Origin of the sequence: Arthrobacter castelli DSM 16402 (assembly GCF_000430705.1) — a bacterium.
Lineage (GTDB): Bacteria > Actinomycetota > Actinomycetes > Actinomycetales > Micrococcaceae > Arthrobacter_C > Arthrobacter_C castelli.
In genome coordinates, this window is the sequence record NZ_AUMN01000010.1 from 80,751 (window position 1) to 105,068 (window position 24,318).

The following is a 24,318-nucleotide window of genomic DNA, read 5'->3' on the forward strand; positions in this document are numbered from 1 at the left end:
TCCGGCCGGTCGTCCGGTGAAGGCCGCGAAGCATCGTAGCGGCGGCAGCGTCGCTCCCCGGTGGCTCCGTGTATCGTTGCCCGCCGTCCTTATCATCATATGGCTGGTTGCAGCAGCCGTCGGCGGTCCGACGTTCGGCAAGCTCTCGTCGGTGTCCACCAATGACCAGGCGGCGTTCCTTCCAGCCAATGCCGAAGCGACCCAGGTCTCGGAATGGCAAAGCGAATTCCGGGAATCGGATTCGATACCGGCAATCGTTGTACTCGAATCCGAAGACCCTATCAGCCCGCAGGAATTGCCGCAGTATGCGGAGCTCGCCGATGACATCTCCGGCGTCGATGGGGTGCAGAGCGACATCGTTGCCGGGCCTATCCCCTCCGAAGACGGTGTGGCGGTCCAGTACATTGTTCCCATTGCCGATTCCGAGCAACTTCAGGAAACTGTCGCCGCTCTCACCGAGGTGGTCGCCGCCAACGCCCCGGACGGGACGACGTCGTACGTTACCGGTCCGGCCGGGCTGACAGCGGATCTGGCCAACGCTTTTGGCGGCATCGACGGCATCCTGCTGGGCGTGGCACTGGCAGCTGTCTTCATCATTCTGCTGGTGGTTTACCGTGCGGTGTTGTTGCCATTTCTGGTGCTGGCCACTTCCGTCTTTGCACTCTGCGCTTCCATCCTGGTGATCTACCTGCTGGCGCGCGAGGGAGTGATCTCGCTGAGCGGGCAAAGCCAGGGGATACTTTCCATCCTGGTGATTGGTGCTGCCACGGACTATTCCTTGCTGCTGGTGGCGCGCTACCGCGAATCACTGCTGCAGTATCAATCCAGATGGACAGCCATGGTCAAGGCGCTGCGCGGTTCGTCCGCGCCGATCGTGGCGTCCGGGGCGACAGTGATCATCGCGTTGCTGTGCCTGTTGTTCTCCCAACTGAAGTCGAATCAAAGTCTTGGTCCGATCGCTGCGACCGGCATCGTATTCTCCCTGCTTGCGGCGCTTACGTTCCTGCCCGCTGTGCTGCTTGCGACCGGGCGGCTGGCTTTCTGGCCGTTCCGCCCCCGGGCAGGAACTGCACCCGCCGCAGAATCGGCTTCGGGAACGGCGGCCGGGCTGGAAGGCGCCCGCGGCCTCTGGAAGCGGGTGGGTGGTCTCGTTGCCCGCCGCCCGAGAGTCACGTGGATCAGTTCGTTGGTGTTACTGATAGCCGCAGCGGCAGGAGTCACCCAGCTGCAGGCAGCCGGTGTGCCGCAGTCCGACTTCATTCTGGCTGAATCGGACGCGGTCAAAGGCCAGCAAGTGCAGGCAGAACATTTCGACGCCGGCAGTGGCAGCCCCGTCATCATCATCGCCGGCGCTGACGACCGGCAAGAGGTGCTGGCCGAGGTTAAACAGACGCCCGGCGTGACGCAGGCTTCCTTCTTCACGGGATCGAGCCCGCAAAACGCACCCTCCGGTCCGCCGTCGGGCCAGCCTTCCGGCCAGCCTTCCAGCGCATCGCCGAACGCACCCTCCGGCCCACCGTCCGGTGCCGAGGCGCAGTCTGCCCCCGTGGTCAGGGACGGGCGGGTGATGATCAATGCCATCACGGATAAGCCGGCGCAGTCGGAAGCGGCCGAAGATGTGATCCGCGAGCTGAGGCAAATTGCTCCTGAGGCGAACCCGGAGGTGCTGGTGGGGGGAACCACGGCCGTGGCCCTCGATACCAATGTTGCGGCGCAATCGGACCTGCGGACCATCATCCCGCTGGTGCTGATAGTCATCCTGGCCATCCTGATGGTGCTGCTGCGTTCAGTGCTGGCACCCGTGCTGTTGATCGCCAGCGTGGTGCTGTCCTATTTGTCCGCTTTGGGAGTTTCGGCGCTGGTGTTCAACCATGTGTTCGACTTCCCCGGAGCGGATGCCTCCGTGCCGCTGTTTGGATTCGTCTTCCTGGTGGCGCTCGGAGTGGACTACAACATCTTCCTGATGACCCGGGTAAGGGAGGAGTCCGTCGAATTGGGCACCCGTCCCGGAATCTTGAAGGGGCTGGTGAAGACCGGCGGCGTGATCACATCCGCAGGTATTGTGCTGGCCGCGACCTTCGCTGCCCTCGGAGTGATCCCGATCCTGTTCCTGGTGCAGATCGCCTTCATCGTGTCGTTCGGCGTACTGCTCGATACGGTGGTTGTCCGGTCCCTGCTGGTGCCGGCGCTGTCCTACGACATAGGTCCGCGGATTTGGTGGCCGGGCAGGCTGTCGAAGGAACCCGCACGCCTGCCTCTTGAACCGGACCGTTCACTCGGGAAAGCTGCATCTCAGAGGGCTTCGCGCTAGCGGTTCTTGACCTCCGCATACGCGTCCAACGCGCGCTGCCGGGTTTCCTGCAGGTCGACGATGGACTCGGGATAGTCCGGCGCGTCTCCGGGGTGCTTCCAAGGCCGGTGGATCGCCTTGTCGTCCAATTCAGCCAGTTCGGGCAGGAAACGGCGCAGGTAGGCGCCGGATGGATCGAACTTGGTGCTCTGGGTGACCGGATTGAAGATCCGGAAATACGGTGCCGCATCGGCACCGGATCCGGCCACCCACTGCCAATTGGCGGGATTGTTGGCGGCGTCGGCGTCGACCAGGGTGTCCCAGAACCACTGTTCTCCGATGCGCCAATCGACCAGCAGGTTCTTGATCAGGAAGGATGCGGTAATCATCCGCACCCGGTTATGCATCCAACCGGTTTCCCAGAGTTGCCGCATTCCAGCATCGACCATGGGGTATCCCGTGCGGCCCTGCCGCCAGGCGCGGACCTCGTTGGCAGTGTCAGGTTCCCAAGCGAACGCGTCGTACTCGCGACGATAGTTCTCCGTGGCCAGATCCGGGTTGTGGTACAGCAGTTGCCAGCAGAATTCGCGCCATCCGATCTCAGAGCCGAACGTCTGGATCTCATGGTCGACCCCGGCGCCGCGGTCTGCCTTGGCGGCATGCCAGATCTGAAACGGGCTGATTTCGCCAAACCGCAGATGGGGCGACAGCCTGCTGGTGGATTCCTGGCCTGGCCGTTCGCGGCCGCCGCTGTAGTCGTCGACCCGCTCGTCGAAGAATTCGGAAAGCCGGCGCCCCGCACCTGGCTCACCCGGTGTCCACTCGTCGCGCAGGCCACCGGCCCAGTCCGGTGCGGTCGGCAGTAAGGCCCAGTCGTCGAGTTCCTCGGAGGCCGGGTTTCGGTTGGTGCGGCGGATTTTGGCCGCTTTTATCGATGACGGCGCAGGCAACGGCTCCCGCGGTTCCGGTTGTGCCAGGCACGCACGCCAAAAAGGGGTGAAGACCTTGTAATTCTCCCCTTGGCCCGTCTGCACCTGCCACGGCTCGAACAGCAAGTTCGCCTGGAAGCTCTGCGCGTCGACACCGTTGTCCCGGGCCCACTCCTTCAGCCCGGCATCGATATCCCGTTCCGGCCGTCCGTAGCGCCGGTTCCACAACACTGCTTCGGCGCCGACGTCGGCAATCAGTTGCTTGACGACGTCGGCCGCCTTGCCCCGGCGCAGGATCAGCCTGCCGCCCACCTTCCGCAACTGTTCGTCCAAAGAGCGCAGTGAATAGTGCAGCCACCACCGTGCCGCTCCACCCAGGGGACGGACGCCGGGGGACTCGTCGAGCACGTACAGCACCGCTGTTTGGCCGCCGCGCTGTGCCGCCTCATGCAGTGCCGGATTGTCCGCCAGCCGCAGGTCATCGCGCAGCCACACTACCGTTGTACTCATGGGCATAATCTACAGGTCCACGCGTCCCGTGCGTGGTGGGTGGGACAGACGGGATCGCGCAGTGAGACCCAAGGACACGCCGTGACTGGCGAGCCGCTGCTCGGACCTGCGCACGTGCCCCAGCTGCACGTGATGACCCTCAATGTGCGGCACCCGACGCCCCACCTGCGGCGGAACCATCCGGACCGGTGGAAGCTGCGCGAACCGGCGGTGAGCGGCCTGCTAAGGCTCGAACGTCCCACCGTACTTGGGCTCCAGGAGGCCTTGCCCATGCACTTGGCGACGGTCGAATCCGCGCTGGACAACGGCTACCGGCGGATTGGAACCGGCAGGAGGAACGGCCGGGTGGGCGAGCATTGCGCCATCTGCTTTGACGAGGCCCGGCTCGAGTTGCTCGATTGGCGGCAGCAGGCGCTGTCGGACACGCCGGATATCAGCGGATCCACCGGCTGGGGCAACTTGATCCCGCGCATTCTGGTCAGCGCGCTGTTCCGCGACAGATTCACCGGCCGCCGCTTCATGGTGTTCAATACGCATTTGGACCATCTTTCGGCCAGATCCAGGATGCGCTCAGCGGAAGCGATCGTTGACATGCTGCCCAAGGATGTCCCAGCGTTCGTGACGGGAGACTTCAACGCAGGCCATCGTTCAAGCGTGCACCGGGTGTTCACCGGCGAGGGGGTCCTGCGGGACTCATGGGACGCGGCCGGGCAGCAGCTGACTGAACCATGGGGGACCTTTCCCGGCTACCGGCCGCCGAAGAACAACGGACGCCGGATCGACTGGATCCTGACAACCCCCTCAATCACAGTTCGGCAGGCAGTGGTCAACACGGGCAAGTACGACGGCGGGTGGCCCTCCGACCACGCGCCCGTGCAGCTGATGGCGGAGTTGGAGTAGGCTGTCAGTTATCAGATATGATAATTGAACAGGGTGCGTCCAGGGAGGCCGAATCGTGGACGATGTGCTCGCGGACGTTCTTGAATCCGCAGCCAGACTGCAACAACTTGTGCCCGATGCTGTGCTCGTGGGCGACGGCGCCGCAGCGATGTTTGCCGGGCACCGGCTCTCATTCGAGAGCGACCACGTGCTGACCAATCTGCAGGAGCACTTTGATGTGGTCCTCGAAGCTCTGGAAAGTGAGAACAGCTGGGCCACCAACAGAACGACCTACGGAAAAATCATCCCGGAGGAGTTGGGCGGCATTGAGACGGGACTGCGGCAGCTGATTCGCCTGCATCCTTTGGAAGTGGATCAGGTGGTCCTGCCCTCTGGAAAATCCGTCAGAGTTCCAACGCCGGACGAGACTTTGAGAATCAAAGCTTTCCTCATCGCGCGCCGGAATCAGACCAGGGATTATCTCGACGTGGCGGCACTGGCTGAGAAAGCCGGCCTGGAGCATGCCGCGTCGGTCCTTTCGGCCATGGATATCTACTACGCAGACCAAAACCGGGACGGCACCGCCGTCACTTCCCAGCTAATCCGTCAACTGTCCAACCCGCAATCAAAAGATTCCCGCACCACCACACAGCTGGAGGATTACAAAGGGTTGAAAAATAAGTGGCGCGACTGGGTCACCACTGTTGAAGTGTGCCGGAAACTTGCGCTTCTTATAATCCAGCAGGACGGGTAGCTATGTCTCTTGTCTTTCGGAATCTGGACGTTTCTGTCGAGGATCCCGTCGAGAGGTGGGGCGTCGAAGGCATACTCACCGCCCTCGAGCGCGGCAATGTGGAGCATTGGCGAAAGGTTGCACGGGCTGTGGCCAATGATCCGCGCGGCAAAGTGGCTGGCGAACTGGCCGAGGCCGTGACAATGATGGAACACGAAGGCATGGCGTCCTTGTTTGAAAGGATGTTGAGACAGGCCAGTGAGCGGCAGGAACGCTGTGAACGGCACCAAGTGGTCCAACAGCTTGGTCAAGCCCTGCAAACAAGTGGCTTAACCCGTGCGGAATTCGCCGCATACCTTGGTACTTCCACGTCCAGGCTGTCCACTTATCTGACGGGCAAAGTCGTGCCGTCCGCCGTCATTATGATCAGGGCACGGGCGGTCGCGGAGCGTTTCGGGACAAAGCGATAAGCACGCCGGTCACCAGGGACCCTGAGACCCCTGCGGCCAAGTCACTGATGGTGTCCCGATACCCCACGTTGATCGCCGGGTCGATGTAGCTGTGCCCCCACCACTCTCCGAATTCCCAGAAGATACTCAAGGCGGCGCCGCAGGCGAGCACCAGGAACACCGTGGCCGCTTTGTATGGTGCCGCGGGGTTTCGCGTACCTGCAGCCGTTGGGGGAGGGGCCGCAAATGCGGCGCCGCGCGCGACGAGCTGATAGCACATGCCGGCCAGCGCCCCGGAGGCAGCGGCGTGCATGACGAAGTCCCACCAGCCGATGCGCGCATAAATACCGAGGACACTGCTCCATGCTGCGACCAACAGCATCAGTGCAGTCGCCAGGTCGACGGCGGCAGCCAAGGCCAAAGCCCGCGCGATCAGGCAGCCAAGCAGCACCAGGGCGAACAGAGCCACGTCGACAGGACTGAAGAAGAGCAACGCGGCGAGTATGCTTCCCGCCACCAGGACCCGGACGACGTCGGCCGCATACTCCGTCGTCGATGCGGGCCGGCGGATCATCGAATCGATCATCGCGCTACCGTATCCGGCGTAAAGTGAGGCACATGCTGCCGGTCTCCGTGGTGATTCCCTGTCTCGATGATGCGGCGGCACTGCAGGTGTGCCTGCGCTCGCTGATGGAGCAGACCGTGGCCCCTGCAGAAATCATTGTGGTGGACAATGGCAGCCGGGACAACACTGTCCGCGTTGCCACCGGGTTTGGTGCTGTGGTGGTACATGAGCCGGCACCGGGAATTCCGGCCGCTGCCGCTGCTGGATACGACCGGGCGGACGGGGGCATTATTGCCCGGTGCGACACCGACTCTGTTCTGCCTGCCAACTGGATCGAGCAGATCACCGCGGTTTTCGACGACGACCCCGCCCTGGCGGGGTTGACCGGTCCGGGACAGTTCTATGGCGTTGGCCCATGGAGAGGCGGGGCGCTGAATGTGCTGTATATGTATGGCTACTTCCTGGCGGTAGGCTTTTCGCTGGCCAGTGTGCCCTTGTTCGGCTCCAACTTCGCCATGCGCCGCAGCTGTTGGGAAGCAGTGCGGGACGAGGTCCACCGTCACGACCAGTTGATGCACGACGATATATGTTTGAGCATGCATGTCGGCTTGCGGTTCCGCATCCGCTTCTGCCGTTCGTTGCAGGTGGGGATATCGCCGCGTGCAGTGGCGGACAGCAGGAATGTGCGCCTGCGTTTCCGCCGGGCTTTTCATACATTGGGGTCGCACGGCCGCGCCAACCTGCCGTGGAACCGCTGGCGGCGCCGGTCCCAGCAATCCTGATCCCATCCTGCCGGCGTCCGGATTACCGTTGGCTGGCATAGAAAATCAGCAGCATGGTGACGAGGAAACCGGTCACATAGTTCAGCCAGAGAAACCGTTGCCACCCGGTGTGCGCAGCGGCAGAACCTGAATCCGGCAACGAATGGAAGGGCCATACATTGGCCATATACGGCAGGGCCAGCACCGCACCGAGCGCACCGGGAAAACCAGCGGGAAGCATCAACAAACCGGCCAACGTGTAAGCTCCAAAGGACAACCGGACAGTTGTCGCCGCGCCGAGTACGGTTCCCACCGAACCCACGTTGCCGCTGCGGTCCGAAATGATGTCCTGCACGGAGCCGAAGGCGTGACTGGCCGTTCCCCAGAGGAAGAACGCGGCCAGGATGGACCACAGGACAGGTGTGAAACTGGCTTCAGCAAGAGCCAGTCCGAACAGCGCGGGGCTGACAAAGTGGAAGCTCGAGGTCAGCGAGTCCACGAACGGCCGCTCTTTGAACCTCAGCCCGGGAGCGCTGTAGGCAACCACTGCGAAGATGCTCGCGGCAAGCACCAGGGACGAAACCACCGTCCCGGCAAGGATCAGGTAGAGCAGGAACGGAACGTTGGTCACGAAGACGGCGGCCAGCGTGGTGCGGTGCATCGGCCTGGCCAGCACAGCCCCTTCCGTCCCGCCCTTCCTCGGATTGAGGACATCGCTTTCATAGTCGAACACGTCGTTGATTCCGTACATTGCAAGGTTGTATGGAATCAGGAAGTACAGCGTGCCCAGGATGAACCGCAGGTCGATGTCCCCCGTGGCCAGCAGGTACGCGGCACCGAACGGGAACGCCGTATTGACCCAGGACACCGGCCGCGAGGCGATGAACAGGTTGCGCAGCACGCTGGCCGCCTTACCCATGCCGGTCCCGCTTTCCACCCGGAAGCAGTTGCCACAGCGCCGGCAACAGCAGCGCTGCGGCAATAACGTAGGCGAAGTCCTCCACCGGTGCCGCTCCTATTGTTAATCCGGAAGTTTGGGAGCCATGGTATTCAAACAGTCCGGCGGCAATCATCAGGTTGTCGAAGACGGCCGTCAGCACGCACAGCACCGCCGCTGTCAGCGCAACGGCAGCATAACGACGACGGCGGCCACCCGGCGTCGTGCGTAAGGCAGCGATGAGGGCAACTGCTGCCGCGACCAGCAGGAAACATAAGTTGAGCAGCCAGTAGGTCATGAAACGGCATTTCCCTCTGTGGATGCATCAGCTGGGAGGAACGTTCCGGTGCGCAGCCGCCGGTCCATCAACTGGTACACGTTCATCGTCAGGTAGCTCAGGAAGCCGAGGAAAAACAGTTCCTCCACCGGCAATTCGGGGGCGACCAGCAGCCCAGTCATGTACTGGGTGTCGCCGCGCGAGAAGATTCCCAGCGAGATGCCCATCAGGTCCCAGGCGGTGAAGAACACCAGCCCCGTCAGCGTCACCACCGACGCCCGGACGGGGTCAGCCCGGAAGAACAACGACAGGCGGTAGTCCAGGATCACCATTCCGGCCAGCGAGAACAGCAAAACCGCCAGGTACGCCACGCTCATCCGGGCAGGTCCGCCTTTCGTCCAGGTTCCGGTGCCCGTTCCAGGGGTTCCGGCAGTGGCGTGCCGGTGGTATCACCGTTCAGCCGTTTCAGCAGATTCTCCGCGCTGATCAGGCACATTGGCAGCCCGACGCCGGGAACCGTTGATCCTCCGCAATAGTACAAGTTGTCCACCTTGCGGCTTTGATTCCGTCCACGAAGGAAGGCGCTCTGCTTCAGGATGTGCGCCGGCCCCAAGGCGGTTCCCTTCCAGGAGTTGAAGTCGTGGGCGAAGTCGGCCGGACCGACCGTCCTGCGCACCGTGATGCGTTGCGGCAGATCGTCGACGCCGGACCAGGCGCCAAGCTGGTCGATCACCGCGTCGGCAATATTTTCCAAACGTTCATCGCCGCCACCATCGACGCCCCCTGATCCCAGAGCAGGATCAGCGGGCAGCGGAACGAGGACAAACACGTTTTCGTGCCCGGGTGGCGCCGCGTCCGCGTCGGTGGCGCTCGGTTTACAAACATAGACCGACGGCGGCTCGGGGACTGTGGGCGTCTTGCCGAAGATCGCCTCGAAGTTCGCTTTCCAATCCGCTGAGAACAGCAGGTTATGGTGCAGCAGCCCGGGCAACTGGCCACGCACGCCGAGCATAATGAGCAAGGCACCGGGCCCGGCCACCCGATTGTTCCAGTAGCGGGCGGGGTAGCTTTGCAGCCGTCGTGGCAGCAGGGCGGTCTCGGTGTGGTGCAGATCGGCCGCGGAGACCACGATGTCGGCATCCAGTTCCGCGGTCCTGCCCCCGCCGTCGCGGTAGCGTACGCCGGTGGCCGTGCTGCCTCGCGCGCCCTGGCCCGACCCTCGGCCCGGGTTGGTTAGAATGGCGCTGACCTCGGTGTCGTAAATGAACCTGGCGCCGTTTTCCGCAGCCAGTTTCTTCAGCGCCTCAACGAAGCGGACGAAACCGCCTCGCGGATAAAGCACGGCATCGTCCAGGTCGAAATGGCTCATCAGGTGATACATGCTGGGCGCCATCGAGGGTGCGGAGCCGAGGAAGACCGCAGGGTAACCCAGGATCTTCTGCAGCCGGTCATCCTTCACATAGCGGGCGGCGAACTTGTCCAGCGGCTGCAGCAGCAGGCGCGCGAGGCGTGGCAAGTTCTTCGCGACTTCCGCCGTGGCCAGGGCGCGGAACGAGGAGAAGGTGTTGTACAGGAAGTACTTCATCGCCAATCGGTACGTCTCAGCTGCCGAATCCAAGTACGCAGCCAGTCTGTTCCCTGCGCCTGTCTCCAGGGACTCGAAAACTTCCCTATTCGATGCTCTGCCGTGATAGAGGTCCACCGGCTGAGCGTGGTTCTCGAAATAGACGCGGTACGCCGGATCGAGGACGCTCAGATCCAACTGCGCTTCGGCTGAGGTGCCCATTAGCCGGAAAAAATGGTCGAAGACTTCCGGCATCAGGTACCAGGACGGTCCGGTATCGAAGCGGAAGCCGTCGGATTCCCAACAACCTGCCCTGCCGCCGTCGTTGGAGTTTTTCTCCACCACCGTGACGTCATATCCGGAGCGGGAGAGCAATGCTGCACTCGCCAGCCCCGCCACTCCTGCTCCGATGATTACCGCGTGCTGACGCGGTCCGGCGCTTGGAGCGCTCATGCCGGTTGCCGTTCGGCACGCCGCAGCAACCCCGTTTGCCGGTAACAGGTGACCGCTGCAAGCCTGGCCTTCGTATGGTTGGGCACGCGGATTCGTCTCTCCGCCAGCTCCGCGACCGGTGCCCGTTCGAGACGTGCGGCCAATTCCGCGAACAGCGCGTGAGCCACGGCGACGGCGTTGCGGCTGCTGGACGGCAGCATCCCGATGGTGGATCCGGCCACGGCCAGGTCCGCAGCGATGTCGGCAAGGACTTCTTCTTTCGCCGCCTCGTTGAGCCGTTCAAGGCTCAGGCCCGGAATATATTGACGCCCGAGCGCCTCCCCGTCCTGAGCCAAATCGCGCAGGAAATTGACCTTTTGGAAGGCAGCGCCCAAACGGCGGGCGCCCTCCGTCAACAGTCTCCGGTCGTCAATGCTGACGGAGTGACCCAGCAAGAATGCCTGCAGGCACATCAGCCCGACCACCTCGGCCGAACCATAGATATACTCGTCCAGGCTCTGCCCGGAGTGGGCCTCCCGGGTCAGGTCGATCCGCATGGAGGCGAAAAATGGCCGGGTCAATTCGGTGGTGATGCCGACCCGCCGGGCAGTAAGCGCGAATGCGTGGATGACCAGATTAGCGCTGTAGCCACTAATCATGGCTGCTTCAGTGTCACGTTCAAACTCATCCAAACAAGCCCGCACCCTGGCTGCTTCCGCTCCGGAACCTGAGCCGGCGCCGTCGACAATTTCGTCCGCGATCCTGACCAGCGCGTAGATGTTCTGCACATCGCGGCGCACGGGCCTGGCCAGTAGCCGGCAGGCCAGGGTGAATGACGTCGAGTAGCGGTTCATCACCATTCGGGCGGTGGAATCGGCGACGCGGGCATACAGTCGTGCCTGAGGCGTTGTGCCAGTGTTCATCAGCTGCTCCGTCCCACACTCTGATCGACGATGGCGGACAGGTCCAGCGCGAGCGGTTCCGGCAGCGTTGCACTGGCGAGAACGTCACGGGCGGACTTGGCGCACTCTTCCGCTTGGGCTTCGACGTACTCGCGGGAGCCGCAGGTATCGAGCAGGTGGCGGACTTGATCCGCCTGATCGGCCGACAAAGTCCGCCGTCCCAGCAGAGCAGAGATCTGTTCCCATTCCTTAGTATTTGAGGCGTAGGACATCAGCAAAGTGTATTTCCCTTCCACAAGGTCGCCAATAGTGGACTTGCCGGTCACGACCCCATCACCGAACACCCCCAGCACATCGTCGACGAGCTGATAGGCAGTCCCCGCCAGTCGTCCGACGGTGCCAAGGCATTGCACGACGTCGTCGTCGGCCTCCGCAAGCAGGCCGCCGGCCATGAGTGGAGCCTCGAAGGAATAGACCGCGGTCTTCCACCGCGACATATTCATCACCTCCAGCGGAGAAGGGGCGGCTCCGGGGGTGGTGAAATCGACGTCCAGGACTTCTCCTCCAGCGGAAGCGAATACGGCCTCATCGAGCACCTCGAAAATCCTGTCCCGCACCCAGGAAGGCATAGCAGCACTGTTGGCGAGCCGGAATGTGCTGGTTAGTGCCAGGTCGCCCGCGATGATGGCGGCTGAGCTTCCGCGGTGCAGGGAATCCGCCTGGGTGAAACCCGCACTCAACGCCTGATTACGGTAGGTGCCGGCAATATTGGCCGCCCCGCGTCGCTCGACGTCATGGTCGATCACGTCGTCGTGAATGATCAGGGCCGTGTGCAGCATCTCGAATGCGGCCGCGATGGTGGCTGCGCCGGTGATATTGGTTCCGGCCAGTCCATCGAAGGCTGTCATCACCAACCGCGGACGCAGGCGTTTGCCGCCGCGGGTGCTGTCTTCGAGGGCATGCCACAGGCGCTGGTAGGCAGGGCCCATCCGGCCGGCGCGTTGTTCAGCCGAAGCGAAGAACTCGGTCAGTACGCTTTCCACGCGGTCCAACGCAGCGGCGTTAGGGGCGGAAACACCGAGAGTCATGAGGATTATTCTACAGATACCTCGACTATGGAGATATCTGTAGACTGTCAATTATGAAGACCGGTGTTCCAGAGACAACCCATGAACTGGTGGTATTGGCCGACGACGACGGAAATCCCATTGGAACAGCCGCGAAGTCTTCGGTGCATACGGACCAAACCTCGTTACACCTGGCCGTCTCGTGCTACGTGTTCGATGAGGACGGCAGGTTACTGGTCACCCGCCGGGCACTCGGCAAGAAGACCTGGCCTGGAGTATGGACGAATTCCTTTTGCGGCCATCCCCTTCCGGAAGAAGCAGCCGCCGACGCCGTGCACCGACGTGCCTTCGAAGAGTTGGGCATCAGCGTGCAGCAGTTGGAGCTGGTATTGCCGGATTTCCGTTATCGGGCCATCGACGCATCCGGAGTGGTGGAGAACGAGTTGTGCACTGTATATACGGCGCAGACGACCAACGAACCGGTGGCCAACACAGACGAAGTTGCCGAATGGCGATGGGTCGACCCGGTGGGCTTTATCCGCGCCACGGAGGATGCTCCCTGGGCGTTCAGTCCATGGTCAGTGTGGCAACTGGAGCAGCTCAAGGAAGTCATCGGCTCCCCGTCTGGGAATGGATGGATTGGAACCCGTTAGCGCAAGCAGCACAACCCGTGCACCGGGTATACAGATCATGGAGAAGAATGAACGCATACGCAGCACCCGCAGGTGGATCGGTCACGGCCAGTGGCAAACCCATGGACAGGGTGCGCCAACTTGTCGTTTCCGTCAGCCTGCTGGTCTGCATCATAGGTTCGATGATTGGCGTTGGCGTATTCGGCGGAACGCCCATAGCGCAGGCGGCCGGCGGAGCGTTGAGTTCCAGCGCGACCTTGCTTGCCCCGGCAAGCCCGGCGTTCAATATTTGGACGGTGATCTACGCCGGGCTGGTGGCGTACGCCGTCTGGCAGTGGCTGCCGGCGCAGCGCCGCAGGGCGCGGCATCGCTCGCTGGGATGGCTGGTTGCCGCGTCCATGCTGCTGAATGCGGGATGGATTCTCTCCATCCAAGCCGGTTGGCTCAATTTCAGCGTGCTGGTGATCGCCGTTCTGCTGGGGGTGCTGGCGATGGTTTTCACACGGTATGTGCGGCGTCCTGCTGACGGGTGGATGGACCGGCTCGTTGTCGACGGCACGCTCGGTTTGTACCTCGGCTGGGTCTGCGTGGCGGTATGCGCCAACATCGCAGCGGCGCTCTCCGCCGCCGGATTCACCGGGTTCGGGATTCCGGCCGGGGTATGGGCCTCGAGTGTGCTCGCCGTCGTGGCAGTTGTCGGCGGGGGACTGGCGGCAGCCGGCCGGGGCCGGTGGGCGGTGGCAGCCGCCATCGTCTGGGGGCTGGGCTGGATGGCCGCGGCGCGGGTCACCGGAGAACTCGAATCGACGACGACGGCCGTGGCTGCAGGTGTTGCGGCAGGTGTAGTACTGGGCGCCACCGTCGTCGTCCGCCTGTCCAGCGCCACAAGACGGGAACGCATGACCACCAACAGCGAAAGTGCAGGTTGAACGATGGAAAAAGATGACGATGTCGTTCTGGTCACCGGCGCGACCGGCTATATCGGTGGCCGGTTGGTGCCCCGTCTGCTGGATGCCGGGCACCGGGTAAGGGTGCTGGTGCGTTCTCCGGAAAAGCTTCGGGACGTGCCGTGGGCTCAAGACGTGGAAATTGTCCAGGGAGACCTGACCGATCAAGACAGTACGGCTGCTGCCTGCCAGTCTGTGTCCACGCTCTACTATCTGGTCCACGCCATGGGTTCCGGCAGCGGGTTTGAGCAGCGTGAGGCAGAGACTGCCCGGACCGTTGCCCGCGCTGCAGAGCAGAGTTCGGTACGGCAGATCGTTTACCTGGGAGGATTGCATCCTGCCTCCGGCCAGCTCTCGGAACATCTGCGTTCCCGTAAAGCTGTGGGAGACGTACTGCTGGACTCCACAGTGCCCACGGTGGTTTTCCAAGCCGGGGTGGTGATCGGTTCCGGGTCGGCCTCGTTTGAGATGATCCGGCACCTGAGCGATGTGTTGCCGGTGATGCCGGCCCCACGGTGGGTGAAGAACAGGATTGAGCCGATCTCCGTGCGGGATGTGCTGCACTATCTGGTCGGCGCTTTGTCATTGCCCCCGGGTGTAAACAGGGCCTTCGATATCGGTTCTAAAGACGTGCTGACCTATGCGGCGATGATGAATCAGTATGCTTTGATCTCGGGGCTGCCCTCCCGCAAAGTGCTCGCACTGCCGGTGCTGACGCCGCGTTTAGCCGGCCATTGGGTCAATCTGGTCACTCCGATTCCGAGGAAAATGGCTATGCCATTGATCGAGTCGCTGCAGTATGACGCTGTGACGAAAGAAAGCGACATCGACCGCTACATCGAGCGTCCGTCCGACGGGCTGAGCAGCTACCACGAGGCGGTAAATCTGGCCCTGGGCAAAATGCGTGAGGGGCAGGTCGAAACCCGCTGGGCCGCCGCCAGCCAGGGAACTCCTGCGTCGGATCCGTTGCCCACCGATCCGCAGTGGGCCGGACACACCGTCTTTCTCGACCATCGGCAACGCCATTGCACTGCCAGTGCTGCCCAGCTGTGGGACGTGGTCGAGGGGATTGGCGGCCGCAACGGCTGGTACTCTTGGCCGGTCGCCTGGGCCGCCCGCGGCTGGTTGGACAAGCTGGCCGGAGGCGTGGGTCTGCGCCGTGGCCGGCGCGACCCGGACCGGCTGAGGACGGGAGAGTCGCTGGATTTCTGGCGGGTTGAGGAAGTTGTCCGTGGTGAGCGGCTGCGGTTGCGGGCCGAAATGCGGCTCCCCGGCAAGGCGTGGCTGGAACTTGGTGTCGATGAAGCCGACGGCGGCAGCCAGTACACCCAACGTGCCATTTTCTTTCCTCGTGGGCTCCCGGGTCGGTTGTACTGGCTGTCGGTGCTGCCTTTCCACGGCCCGATATTCGCTTCAATGGCCCGCAATATCGTCCACACCGCCGAGTGGCACGCGGAGAGTGCCGCATAGCCTCGGGTTGCTGCATCGAGGTCGGCGCTTCCCTCACAGTTGCAATAGCAATTGGGCGCGTTCGACAATAAGCGGGCCCTCGGGAAGCTGCATGCGGCCCGGGCGCTACCGACTGACCATGGAAATAGGAGGCCATAAGCCACTTGCACAAGATCACCCTGGGTCTGGTGACCGATCCCGGTCTGCCGACCGATATCGCCGAGGAGATCGCCGATGGACTGCCAGCTGTTCTGAAAGAGAGAGTAAGCGACCAAGTTCAATGGACAATCGATCTTCACTCTGAAGCCCTGCCGTTGGACGACAAAGGACGCCTGCTGATCTGGAAGCACAGCGACCGGCTCAAGCGCGAAAATGACTGGGATTTGCTGATTTGTATCACCGAATTGAGCCGGCGCATCGACAACGAGCTGGTCATCAGTGAGGCAAACCTCGATTACGAAGCAGGCATGGTGGCTCTGCCCACCCTCGGACCGGTCCGGCTTCGCCACCATGTCCGGACCGCCATAGTCCGTGTGGCCCGCGTGTTGCTGTCCGACGATCTGCAACCGGAACGCAGCGAAGCCGACAGTAAGCGGCCGCTGAAGAAGCTCGGGGCCGGAACCACTTCGCCCAGACGTGACACCAGCACCGATCCGGAGGCGGGAAAAACGTCGTCGTTACGGCTGCGGGGAACTGCAGGCACGATTCGCATGCTGCTGGGAATGATCCGGATCAACCGCCCCTGGCGCCTGGTCCCCAGCCTCTCCAGCGCCTTTGCCGCAGCCGCAGCCACCTCCGCCTTCGGCATCTTCTACTCAAGCATTTGGTCCATGGCGAACTCGCTCACCCCGATGCGGCAATCTTGGATAACGCTAATCGCCATCACCGCCATGATTATCTGGTTGATCGTCTACAACCACATGTGGGAAACGCCGAAGAACGCGGCGTGGAAGCGTGACGCCCGTATGTACAACACCGCCACGATACTGTCGGTCGGAGTGGGGGTCGCCTTCTTTTACATACTGCTGTTTGCCCTGTCGCTGTTGGCGGGCCTGGCCATCATTCCGCCCAGCTACTTCGAAACCACTCTCGGCCAAACTGTGGGTCTGTTCAGCTACATTTCGCTGGCCTGGCTTTCGACGTCGATGGGCACGATTGCCGGAGCCCTCGGCTCCAGTTTCGAAGATGACAGCGCTATCAGACAGGCCACCTATGGCCGCCGGGAGATCGAGCGGTACGAGGCACGGCAGGACGACTAAGTACAACACCGATCACCTGTCCAGGGAACTTTGGAGCTCCCTGCGGAAATTGTGGTACCAGGAGGATGGCAACGGGAAGTGCCCTGTGCGCCGGGTCAGTAGTTAGCCAGGCCGGGAATCATCCGTTAGTTCTTCGCCTTGATCGTCAGCCAGGGGGGACTGAATCACGTCTTCCGGCGGCAGATTCGCTGCCTTGGCCACGTCGTCCACCGGCTCGCCGTGCTCAACCGCCGTCGACACGGCCTCCTCCAGATCCATGGCCGCATGATCGCGTTCGAATTCGATTGACTCGAGATCCGCGGCCGCCACGTGGACCTGTCTGATGTCCTTCTCGTTCAAAACTGCACCCGCCTTAATGTGCCGTACATGGTCAGGAGAAGCTGTCATAGACGAGCTATACCTTCCCACAGCATACGATGCATGTGGCGCCCATGGGGCAGGCGGAGGAAATTAGGCAGCTCGCCCGCCAGGTGCAGTCAGGTCCGCCCCCGCCGCAGCCCCAGCCAGGATGCGACGGACACGACTGCCAAGGCTCCCGCCGTCGTGCCGAAAACCCCTGCAACACCCGCAGCCGCAGCGACGAAACCTACGGCTGCCGGGATGCCGGACTGCCCAAAGCGGTTGGCACTGAGCCGTAATGCCAGCCAGGTTCCACTCGTGCCCGACGGGGCGGCCAGCGATATGACGGTCATCGTCAGCGGCTGCCCGATGCCCAGCGCGATCCCGGCGACCACCAGCACCGCACCCATCGCGACCACCGGCAGCGGCGCGGCCAAGGCGCCCAAGGCCAGCGCGGACAAAGCCGTTGATGCGGCGATCAGTTCGGACCGGTCAACGCGGGCCACCAGCCGTCCCAAGTAGAGCCGCGAGGCCATGGTGGCCAGCGCGCGCACGGTCAGCAGTATTCCGATGGCGGCGGCCGGGATCCCGCGTTCGACGCCGAGCGCCGGCAGGTAGACGGCGATCAGGTCGACGGCTGCCAGCACCATCATGGACACCGCCATGGCACCGAACAGCTGCCGGCGGGTCTGCGGGGTGGTCTCCACGAAGGCGCTCTTGAGTTTCTTGGGCGGGGGAGTGGACTTCGGTCCGACCCCGGGCCGCCGCCGGACCAGGAAGACGGTCAGGGACATCATCAGCGCGCAGGAGACCGTGTAGGCGGTGAACAAGGCCGTGGTGTTGGGAACCACCTGGCCGCCGCCGAAGAGGACGATCAACAACGGACCGATGGCCTGTCCGGCGGACCCGGCGAAGGTATACAGGCCGAATTGCGTGTCCAGCTTCCTGGCATTGCCCCGGGCGATCCTGCTCTGCTGGCCGATCACGCTCATCAGGTGGCCGAGCCCCAGCACCACGTTCCACAGCAGCAGCAACCAGAGCGAGGAGGACCACAGGATCAGCCCGGCCCCGGCGGCGACCATGAGCAGCGCCCCAATGCCGAGCACCGCCGGATCCTTGCCGGCGTCGGTGGCCCGTCCCACCAACACCGCGACAAAGAGGGGGACGACGGCGAAACTTGCGGCAATGAGGCCCAGATAGGCAGGGTCGACGCCCAATTCCAGCGCCCGGTAGGCCGCTGCCGGCCGAACGATGTAGGCCGCGAGTTGAAGAAACAGCGCGTGGAACAGCAGGATCCACGGCCAATTCTTCATGTTCGTAATCTAACCCGTGACACCTGCCAGGGGCTAAACCGTTACTGTCGCCGGCGGGTTACCGCCGTTCAGTGGGGTCGGCGACCTTTGGGGCGGCCGGGTCGGGGTCCTGTTTGCCGCGGAATCTGCGGATGCTGTAAATGATCAGCGCGAACGCGATGATCCCGGAGCCGATCATGGTACTGCCCGTGCCCCAGCCGCCGGGCAGCCACCAAGTGTCGCTGAGCGGCCACCAGTCGGGCACCGGCGGATGCAGGCCCCAGAAGATACCCAGGCCGGTAATCCAGACAACCCCCAGGAACCCGATGGCGATCCTCGGCCACGTCTGGACCCCCTCGTGTGCGGCTCTGTACGCAATGACCTTAATGGGGTGCAGTTTCCGCTCCGCCCAGACGTATTGCTGGGACAGCACTGCCAGACCGGCCACCACGGTCAGCAGGCCCGGGCCGGGCAGCACCAGGGCGGCCAGCCCGAGCACGACGAGCGTCCACCCGAGGGTTTCAAGGCCGATCCGGCGCAACCATCCAGCGGGGTGCGATTTGCGCATGCCTCTAGCCATGGCTCCCTTTGGGCGTAATCAGCATGGGTTAAGTCTAGGGGGAGGTCGGTTGCGGGCACGACCGGGAAGAATCCGGCCGGCTCCATGATCCGGCTGCCGGCGTCATGACGGCGTCCTCCATGACGGTCCGCTTCATGACGGCCCGCTCCATGACGGAACTGTTCATGCTGGAGTATCCAGGGCCGGGTCGAGCATGCGGCGTATCGTTCCGGCGGCGGCGCGGATATAGCACGCCGATTCGGCCACCGGCATCGTCGATGCCCTTCCGGCGACCCACTGGTCCAAGGTCCGCAGCACCGCGAAGACCAGGCGGCTTTGCAGCTCGAAGGGCAGGTCGTCCCTCACGGCCCCGCGGGACCGTCCGGTCAGCAGCACCTGTTGCAACCAGGTTCCGATCGTTGCAAGGGCCTCGCTGACGGCGTCGGGCATTTGGCCCGCGGTGTCTGACAAGTAGAAGATGCCGCCAAGGGCCGCAAACGCCTCGTTCCTGGCCGACGCATCGGCCAGGGTATCCATCAACCGGTCGACATGGCTCCAAAAGTCCGCATTGGAGAATTCCTCCGGCGCCGGGATGCGGACATCCTCCAGCACCGACGCGACCAAGTCGCGCACCACCAGGTCGAACAGCTCGGTCTTGGATGAGATGACATGGTAAAAGGAGCTCTTGCTGAGGCGGCATTCACGGATAATCCGGTTCAGCGAGGCATGTGCGTAGCCGGCCGCGGCAAACTCTGCCGCTGCGGTCCGGACCAGTCGACGACGTCGTTCGGGCGGCATGCGTTCGAAATCTCCAGCTGGCATGGAAGCCAGCCTACCAATCTCTGGACCAGGTGGTCCAATGAGTGCTATTGTCTGAATTATTCGTTGGACCGCCTGGTCCAATTCGGAGTCAATCAGACTTTCGGAGTCAATCAGAATAAGGGGAAACGGTCATGTTGAACTCCACCTCCGTCAGCGAACAATACGAACAGGCCGGAAAGAGCGGCTTGCGGGTGCTGGTGACCGGGGCCGGCATGGCCGGACTCACTGTGGCCCAATTGCTCCGCGGTCAGGGCGTGCATCCGGTCCTCATCGAACGGCACGGTAATGAGGGGATTGGCGGCTATATGCTGGCGTTGATGCCCATGGTGGACCGCGCGCTGGATGAGCTCCGCGTGCGCGGGCATTATCGGGAGAATAGTGAGCCGCTGGCGCGATACCGCGTCTACTCACATGCCGGGCGGGAGCTGCGCGAAGATCCAATGGCGGGCATCCTCGGCCGGTACGGCGATTACCGTGGCATTAGCCGAGGCGAACTCGTCGAGACGCTCACTGCCACGGGATGCCATGCCGCATTCGGGACGACCGTTGCAGGTATCAGGGAAACGGATGCCGCCGTCGAAGTGACGCTCAATGAAGGCGGGGCAATGGCTACGTTGGAGTTCGACGTCGTCATTGTCGCCGAAGGCATTGGCTCCTCCACCCGCGACCTGCTGCTGCCTGCCGGCAAGGTGGGGGCGGTCGACACCGGCTGGGGAGGATGGGTGGTGTGGGCCGATCAGGACCATGACACCGATCTGGGTGATGAGCTCTGGGGCGCGGGCTTCTTTCTGGGCGTGTACCCGGTGAAGGGGCAGCTCGGCGTCTTCCTGGGAGGCGCCAGGGAGGACACCGCCGCCGGGCCGGCGGATTTTGTGGCCCGGGTGCGGAATAAGTTGCCGTCTATGAGCGCGAGGGCCGACCGTGTGCTCAGCGCTGTTGCGGACGAGCCGGATCCCTTCTACTGGCCGTTGAAGGACTGCCGCGCGGAACGGTGGGCGTTCGGCCGGACCGTGCTGCTCGGCGATGCCGCCGCCGGATTCCTTCCCACGGCCGGTATTGGCGCCGGAATGGCGATCGAATCGGCATGGGTGCTGGCCCGCATCCTCGGCCACGCCGACCGTCATAACGTGCCCACCTTGTTGCAGGCTTACGAGCAGGCACAGCGGCCCCGCGTTGAGGCCGCGCAGAACAATTCGCGGCAGCTGGCATCACTCATGTTCCGCCAGAGCAAACTCCTCGCCATCGTCCGCGATTTCATCGTGCGGGTGATGAGCGTGGAAATGGCCGTGAAGTCGATCCAGCGGCTGCTGGTCGACGAACCGGATCCGGATGCCGTTGCCAGGGCGGCGCTAAAGGCGGCGCAGTCCGACGCAGTCCGGTCCTGACCTCTCCTGACACGACCTGACCTGCCTGAGTGGGCCTGCCCTGCCCCTCTACTGTCCGGGGTCTTCAGCGTCGTGGCTGCCCAGTGAGCGGCCGCCCGAATGCGCCGGGTCATCGCTGGCGTCAGCCTCGTCATCGTCCATCGTGTCGCCGAAATCGACGTCGCCGGACGCTTCGCCAATCGTCGGTTCCGCGGGCGGCACCTGATCGTCGCCGGTGCGGTACCGCTCCTCGGCCGTCTCATCCCGCAGTGACTGGTCGGACATCCCGTCCGCGTCGCCCGCATCGTTGAGCGCAGTGTCGCTGGTGGCTCCGAACTCGGTCACGCCATCGGCGGTGGCGGTAACACTTCCGGCAGCTTCGTCGCTGGTGACGTCTTCTTGTTCGCCTTGGTCGATCAGCGGATCCTGCTGCCAATGGGAAGGGTCATTCTCCGCGGCAGCGGGGTAGCTGTCCGGCTGTACCTCTTCGCTTTCGGGGGTATCTTCCTCGCTCTCGACCATTTCCGGCGGGACGGCGTCAATATTCTCATCCGGAATCGACGGTTCATTGTCTCCGACAATTGTCAGATCGTCTTCGGGCTTTTCCTCGGTCATGACGTCCCCTTTCGATCCTTCGAGCGAATGCAGCTGTGGCTGTGCAGCGTCACTGCTAAGTATACTGACCAATGTCGGGTGGATGCACGACTTGGTTGTAGTCTTAATGATGTGATGAAACGCTATGCAGCCTTGATTGTGCTCCCGCTCGCTCTGGTTGTCACCGGATGCAGCCAGGTTGAGGAAGCTGCCACCGACGCCGCCAATGACGCGGTCTCCGATGCCTCCAGTGCCGCCGAAGACGCCGTGAACGACGCCGCCTCCGACTTGGCCACGGCCGCTGTGGGCGAGGTGGTCCAGCGCATCTGCGAGCCGCTGCAGGACGGCACAGTCAGCGCCGAAGATCAGCAGTTCCTGGGCGGCCTGGTATCGGCCGCGGAATCTGCAGGTGTTTCCAACGAGATCATCGCCCCGATGGAAGAGATCGCCCAGGCCGGTGACAACGTGCCCGCCGAGTCCGTGGAAGCGCTGCAACAGAGCTGCGACGCCAAGACAGGCAAATAACCGTTCCCTGGCCGGTTGCGCGTTCCGGCCAGTTCACCGCTGTCCGCCAGGGCGACAATCAACGGTGAAGGTTTCAACTGGGGGCTTAGACGGCGGCAAGTGAGTTACTCAAAACCCTGACGACCGCTTCGGTAACCTGCTCGGTGCTGGCTGTGCCGCCGACGTCGCGCGTGAGGTGGCCGGAGGCGGTCGCCGACTCAATTGCCGACTCGACTCGTCGTGCCTCGTTGTGCAGGCCAAAGTGATCGAGCATCAGAGCGGCACTGGCGATGGCTCCGGTGGGATTGCTGATTCCTTTACCAGCGATGTCTGGGGCGGAACCGTGAACTGGTTCGAACATCGAGGGGAAATGGTGGTCCGGGTTGAGATTCGCACTGGCGGCCAAGCCGAGGCTGCCTGCCATTGCGGATCCGAGGTCCGAGAGGATGTCTGCGTTGAGGTTGGAGGCCACAACTACCGAGAGATCGTCGGGGTGGAGTACGAACTTGGCGCTCATAGCATCGACAAGCACGCTTTCCGTTTGTACGTCAGGGTAGTCCGAGGCCACCCTGGCGAAGACTTCATCCCACAACACCATGCCGTACTGCTGGGCGTTGGACTTGGTGACGCTGGAAACCTTCTTCACGGTCCGGGTGCGCGCAAGGTCAAAGGCGAAACGGATGATACGTTCGCAGCCTTTTTCGGTGAAGAGCGAGGATTGGATGGCAACTTCGTTGCCTGGACCGCGGCCGGAGAGGTTTCGTCCGCCGAGGCCCGCGTACTCGCCTTCGCTGTTCTCGCGGACCACAACCCAGTCGAGCTCCGTCTGGTCTGCTTTACGCAGTGGAGACTCCACGCCCGGCAGGAACTTCACCGGCCGGATATTTGCCCACTGATCGAAGTTCTGGGTGATATTCAGGCGCAGGCCCCAAAGGCTGATGTGATCGGGAACGTTCTCCCATCCGACCGCACCGAAATAGATGGCGTCGAACGACTTCAAGGCCTCCAAGCCATCGGGGGCCATCATGACGCCATGCTCGGTGTAATACTGCGAACCCCATGGAAACTCTGTCCAGTCGAAGGAGAACTTGCCTGCGGACTGTTCGGCCACCACGTCCATAACCCGGCGGCCTGCTGCGATGACTTCCTTGCCCACGCCATCGGCGGGAATTGAAGCGATTCTGAAAACCTGGTGCTCACCCATTGTGGCGCTCTCCTTTCTACCCGGTGCCCGCATCGGATTGCGGTGTCTTGTTCCAGTAGAGCGTCTATCCATCCATAAGGTCCAAGACCGGAATCATATTCGGAACATAGGTATTGCCTATGAAGGCCGAGTCCATGCTGCTGTACTTCCGGCAGACGCTTCCAGAAAAGCGCGGGCCGCCGGCGTGAGGTGGGTGGGCCGGCTGAGAAGTGCTATATGCAGCACGGTCACTGGCTCGATGCGCGCTACGCGCAGCCCCATTTGCCGGGCCAGCGGGGACCACGACGACGGCAGAACCGCATGGCCGACTCCAGCAAGTACCAGCGGAAGCACTGAGGTTCGGTGCGCGACCTCCGCGGCGATCTCGACCTGCACACCATTTGCCAGCGTGTCGTCAATCAGCCATCGCATCAGCGAACCCCGCTGAGAGACCACGACGCGGTGTTCCTCAAGGTCTTCCCGCCGAACAGACTCACCGGCACGGAAGGTGTCCGCCATCGGATTGACGACCAATACCAAGGGCTGTTCCTCGAGGTGCATTACATCAACTTCGGCGGACCGGAAAGGGCGGTCGGAACCCAAGATCCCAATTTCGGTACTTCCGGAACGCACAGCTTCAGTCACCTCATCGGTCGTGAACGCCGCTTCAACGTTGACGGTCACTGAGGGGTGCGTTTTCGCGTACGTGGCAATCATTGACGTCAATGGTTCGATTCCAGGCGACGGCATTGCGACCACGTCCAACCGTCCACTGCGAACTCCGCGTAGCTCATCAACGGCTGTCCTCGCCGTGTCGAGGTCGCGAATGAGAACACGAGCCGGCCCCACGAGCTTTTGGCCAGCTTCACTGAGGACCACTTGACGGCCAATGCGGTGGAACAGGGGGATCTTGAGGTCGCGCTCAAGTCCCTTGATGGTTTGCGACAGCGAGGGCTGTGCAACGAGCAGATGTTCCGCAGCACGGGTGAATCCGCCATGATCGACCACTGCTAGGAAATATTTCAGCTGCCGTATATCCACGATTGCTATCCCGTCTTACGAATCAGACATAGTTTGAG

Annotated in this window: 25 protein-coding genes; 10 read left to right on the forward strand and 15 right to left on the reverse strand. The window is 62.8% G+C overall.

Annotated features, from left to right (window positions below):
- The first annotated feature begins 76 nt into the window (after nucleotides 1–76).
- On the forward strand, nucleotides 77–2,311 hold the full coding sequence (locus H535_RS25160) for an MMPL family transporter (RefSeq protein ID WP_245580290.1): 2,235 nt from the start codon (nucleotides 77–79) through the stop codon (nucleotides 2,309–2,311).
- Here H535_RS25160 and H535_RS0112345 read toward each other — a convergent pair.
- Nucleotides 2,308–3,729 (reverse strand): cryptochrome/photolyase family protein, encoded by a 1,422-nt coding sequence (locus H535_RS0112345; protein WP_081416663.1) that lies wholly within the window; start codon nucleotides 3,727–3,729, stop codon nucleotides 2,308–2,310. The genes H535_RS25160 and H535_RS0112345 overlap by 4 nt on opposite strands.
- Before the next feature lie 81 nt (nucleotides 3,730–3,810).
- Between H535_RS0112345 and H535_RS0112350 the strand changes: the two genes are divergently transcribed.
- A complete protein-coding gene (locus H535_RS0112350) occupies nucleotides 3,811–4,629 on the forward strand; it encodes an endonuclease/exonuclease/phosphatase family protein (protein WP_026819794.1) in 819 nt (272 codons plus the stop codon).
- A gap of 55 nt (nucleotides 4,630–4,684) precedes the next feature.
- On the forward strand, nucleotides 4,685–5,362 hold the full coding sequence (locus H535_RS0112355) for a nucleotidyl transferase AbiEii/AbiGii toxin family protein (protein WP_026819795.1): 678 nt from the start codon (nucleotides 4,685–4,687) through the stop codon (nucleotides 5,360–5,362).
- A gap of 405 nt (nucleotides 5,363–5,767) precedes the next feature.
- On the opposite strand, the gene H535_RS25165 is transcribed toward H535_RS0112355, so the two are convergent.
- Complete coding sequence (locus H535_RS25165) at nucleotides 5,768–6,376, reverse strand: DUF2238 domain-containing protein (RefSeq protein ID WP_051299141.1); 609 nt, start codon at nucleotides 6,374–6,376, stop codon at nucleotides 5,768–5,770.
- A gap of 32 nt (nucleotides 6,377–6,408) precedes the next feature.
- On the opposite strand from H535_RS25165, the gene H535_RS25170 reads away from it, so the two are divergent.
- Nucleotides 6,409–7,137, forward strand: a complete 729-nt coding sequence (locus H535_RS25170) for a glycosyltransferase family 2 protein (protein ID WP_211236586.1) — start codon at nucleotides 6,409–6,411, stop codon at nucleotides 7,135–7,137.
- 22 nt (nucleotides 7,138–7,159) lie between these two features.
- Here H535_RS25170 and H535_RS0112375 read toward each other — a convergent pair whose 3' ends face one another.
- Genes H535_RS0112375 through H535_RS0112400 form a run of 6 tightly spaced genes read right to left on the reverse strand, consistent with a single transcriptional unit; the run spans nucleotide 7,160 to nucleotide 12,316 of the window.
- Nucleotides 7,160–8,035 (reverse strand): prenyltransferase, encoded by an 876-nt coding sequence (locus H535_RS0112375; RefSeq protein WP_026819797.1) that lies wholly within the window; start codon nucleotides 8,033–8,035, stop codon nucleotides 7,160–7,162.
- On the reverse strand, nucleotides 8,028–8,351 hold the full coding sequence (locus tag H535_RS0112380) for a lycopene cyclase domain-containing protein (protein WP_026819798.1): 324 nt from the start codon (nucleotides 8,349–8,351) through the stop codon (nucleotides 8,028–8,030). Before H535_RS0112380 ends, H535_RS0112375 begins: the two co-directional genes overlap by 8 nt.
- The gene (locus H535_RS0112385) at nucleotides 8,348–8,707 is read right to left on the reverse strand and encodes a lycopene cyclase domain-containing protein (RefSeq protein ID WP_026819799.1); all 360 of its coding nucleotides are present in this window, start codon (nucleotides 8,705–8,707) and stop codon (nucleotides 8,348–8,350) included. Before H535_RS0112385 ends, H535_RS0112380 begins: the two co-directional genes overlap by 4 nt.
- Entirely contained in the window at nucleotides 8,704–10,347 is a 1,644-nt protein-coding gene (crtI, locus tag H535_RS0112390; RefSeq protein WP_026819800.1) for a phytoene desaturase family protein, read from the reverse strand. The genes H535_RS0112385 and crtI overlap by 4 nt, the downstream gene beginning before the upstream one ends.
- On the reverse strand, nucleotides 10,344–11,249 hold the full coding sequence (locus tag H535_RS25175) for a phytoene/squalene synthase family protein (protein WP_051299143.1): 906 nt from the start codon (nucleotides 11,247–11,249) through the stop codon (nucleotides 10,344–10,346). Before H535_RS25175 ends, crtI begins: the two co-directional genes overlap by 4 nt.
- Nucleotides 11,249–12,316: a polyprenyl synthetase family protein gene (locus tag H535_RS0112400; RefSeq protein ID WP_051299145.1), complete on the reverse strand. Its 1,068-nt coding sequence runs from the start codon at nucleotides 12,314–12,316 to the stop codon at nucleotides 11,249–11,251. The genes H535_RS25175 and H535_RS0112400 overlap by 1 nt, the downstream gene beginning before the upstream one ends.
- Before the next feature lie 53 nt (nucleotides 12,317–12,369).
- On the opposite strand from H535_RS0112400, the gene idi reads away from it, so the two are divergent.
- The 4 genes from idi (at nucleotide 12,370) to H535_RS0112420 (ending at nucleotide 16,582) form a co-directional block, all read left to right on the forward strand.
- A complete protein-coding gene (idi, locus tag H535_RS25180) occupies nucleotides 12,370–12,948 on the forward strand; it encodes an isopentenyl-diphosphate Delta-isomerase (RefSeq protein ID WP_035769414.1) in 579 nt (192 codons plus the stop codon).
- 47 nt (nucleotides 12,949–12,995) lie between these two features.
- On the forward strand, nucleotides 12,996–13,856 hold the full coding sequence (locus H535_RS0112410) for a TspO/MBR family protein (RefSeq protein WP_051299147.1): 861 nt from the start codon (nucleotides 12,996–12,998) through the stop codon (nucleotides 13,854–13,856).
- 3 nt (nucleotides 13,857–13,859) lie between these two features.
- Entirely contained in the window at nucleotides 13,860–15,344 is a 1,485-nt protein-coding gene (locus tag H535_RS0112415; protein WP_026819803.1) for an SDR family oxidoreductase, read from the forward strand.
- A gap of 143 nt (nucleotides 15,345–15,487) precedes the next feature.
- Nucleotides 15,488–16,582, forward strand: coding sequence for a hypothetical protein (locus tag H535_RS0112420; RefSeq protein WP_081416645.1), 1,095 nt, complete (start codon nucleotides 15,488–15,490; stop codon nucleotides 16,580–16,582).
- A gap of 102 nt (nucleotides 16,583–16,684) precedes the next feature.
- On the opposite strand, the gene H535_RS0112425 is transcribed toward H535_RS0112420, so the two are convergent.
- The 4 genes from H535_RS0112425 to H535_RS0112445 all read right to left on the reverse strand — a co-directional run bounded on the left by H535_RS0112425 (nucleotide 16,685) and on the right by H535_RS0112445 (nucleotide 19,594).
- Nucleotides 16,685–16,969 (reverse strand): hypothetical protein, encoded by a 285-nt coding sequence (locus H535_RS0112425; protein WP_155838675.1) that lies wholly within the window; start codon nucleotides 16,967–16,969, stop codon nucleotides 16,685–16,687.
- 89 nt (nucleotides 16,970–17,058) lie between these two features.
- Nucleotides 17,059–18,234, reverse strand: a complete 1,176-nt coding sequence (locus tag H535_RS0112430) for an MFS transporter (protein ID WP_026819806.1) — start codon at nucleotides 18,232–18,234, stop codon at nucleotides 17,059–17,061.
- 58 nt (nucleotides 18,235–18,292) lie between these two features.
- The gene (locus tag H535_RS25185) at nucleotides 18,293–18,781 is read right to left on the reverse strand and encodes a PGPGW domain-containing protein (RefSeq protein WP_051299149.1); all 489 of its coding nucleotides are present in this window, start codon (nucleotides 18,779–18,781) and stop codon (nucleotides 18,293–18,295) included.
- Nucleotides 18,782–18,955: 174 nt separating this feature from the next.
- The gene (locus H535_RS0112445) at nucleotides 18,956–19,594 is read right to left on the reverse strand and encodes a TetR/AcrR family transcriptional regulator (protein WP_035769415.1); all 639 of its coding nucleotides are present in this window, start codon (nucleotides 19,592–19,594) and stop codon (nucleotides 18,956–18,958) included.
- A 131-nt stretch (nucleotides 19,595–19,725) separates the two neighbouring features.
- Between H535_RS0112445 and H535_RS25190 the strand changes: the two genes are divergently transcribed.
- On the forward strand, nucleotides 19,726–20,979 hold the full coding sequence (locus H535_RS25190; protein ID WP_051299150.1) for an FAD-dependent oxidoreductase: 1,254 nt from the start codon (nucleotides 19,726–19,728) through the stop codon (nucleotides 20,977–20,979).
- Between the two features lie 48 nt (nucleotides 20,980–21,027).
- On the opposite strand, the gene H535_RS0112455 is transcribed toward H535_RS25190, so the two are convergent.
- Complete coding sequence (locus tag H535_RS0112455) at nucleotides 21,028–21,573, reverse strand: hypothetical protein (RefSeq protein ID WP_026819808.1); 546 nt, start codon at nucleotides 21,571–21,573, stop codon at nucleotides 21,028–21,030.
- A 114-nt stretch (nucleotides 21,574–21,687) separates the two neighbouring features.
- Here H535_RS0112455 and H535_RS0112460 point away from each other — a divergent pair, with 114 nt between their 5' ends.
- Nucleotides 21,688–22,077, forward strand: a complete 390-nt coding sequence (locus H535_RS0112460) for a hypothetical protein (RefSeq protein WP_342667732.1) — start codon at nucleotides 21,688–21,690, stop codon at nucleotides 22,075–22,077.
- An 85-nt stretch (nucleotides 22,078–22,162) separates the two neighbouring features.
- On the opposite strand, the gene H535_RS0112465 is transcribed toward H535_RS0112460, so the two are convergent.
- Nucleotides 22,163–23,260, reverse strand: a complete 1,098-nt coding sequence (locus tag H535_RS0112465; protein WP_026819810.1) for a tartrate dehydrogenase — start codon at nucleotides 23,258–23,260, stop codon at nucleotides 22,163–22,165.
- A gap of 117 nt (nucleotides 23,261–23,377) precedes the next feature.
- Nucleotides 23,378–24,280 (reverse strand): LysR family transcriptional regulator, encoded by a 903-nt coding sequence (locus H535_RS0112470; RefSeq protein ID WP_026819811.1) that lies wholly within the window; start codon nucleotides 24,278–24,280, stop codon nucleotides 23,378–23,380.
- Nucleotides 24,281–24,318: the final 38 nt, after the last annotated feature.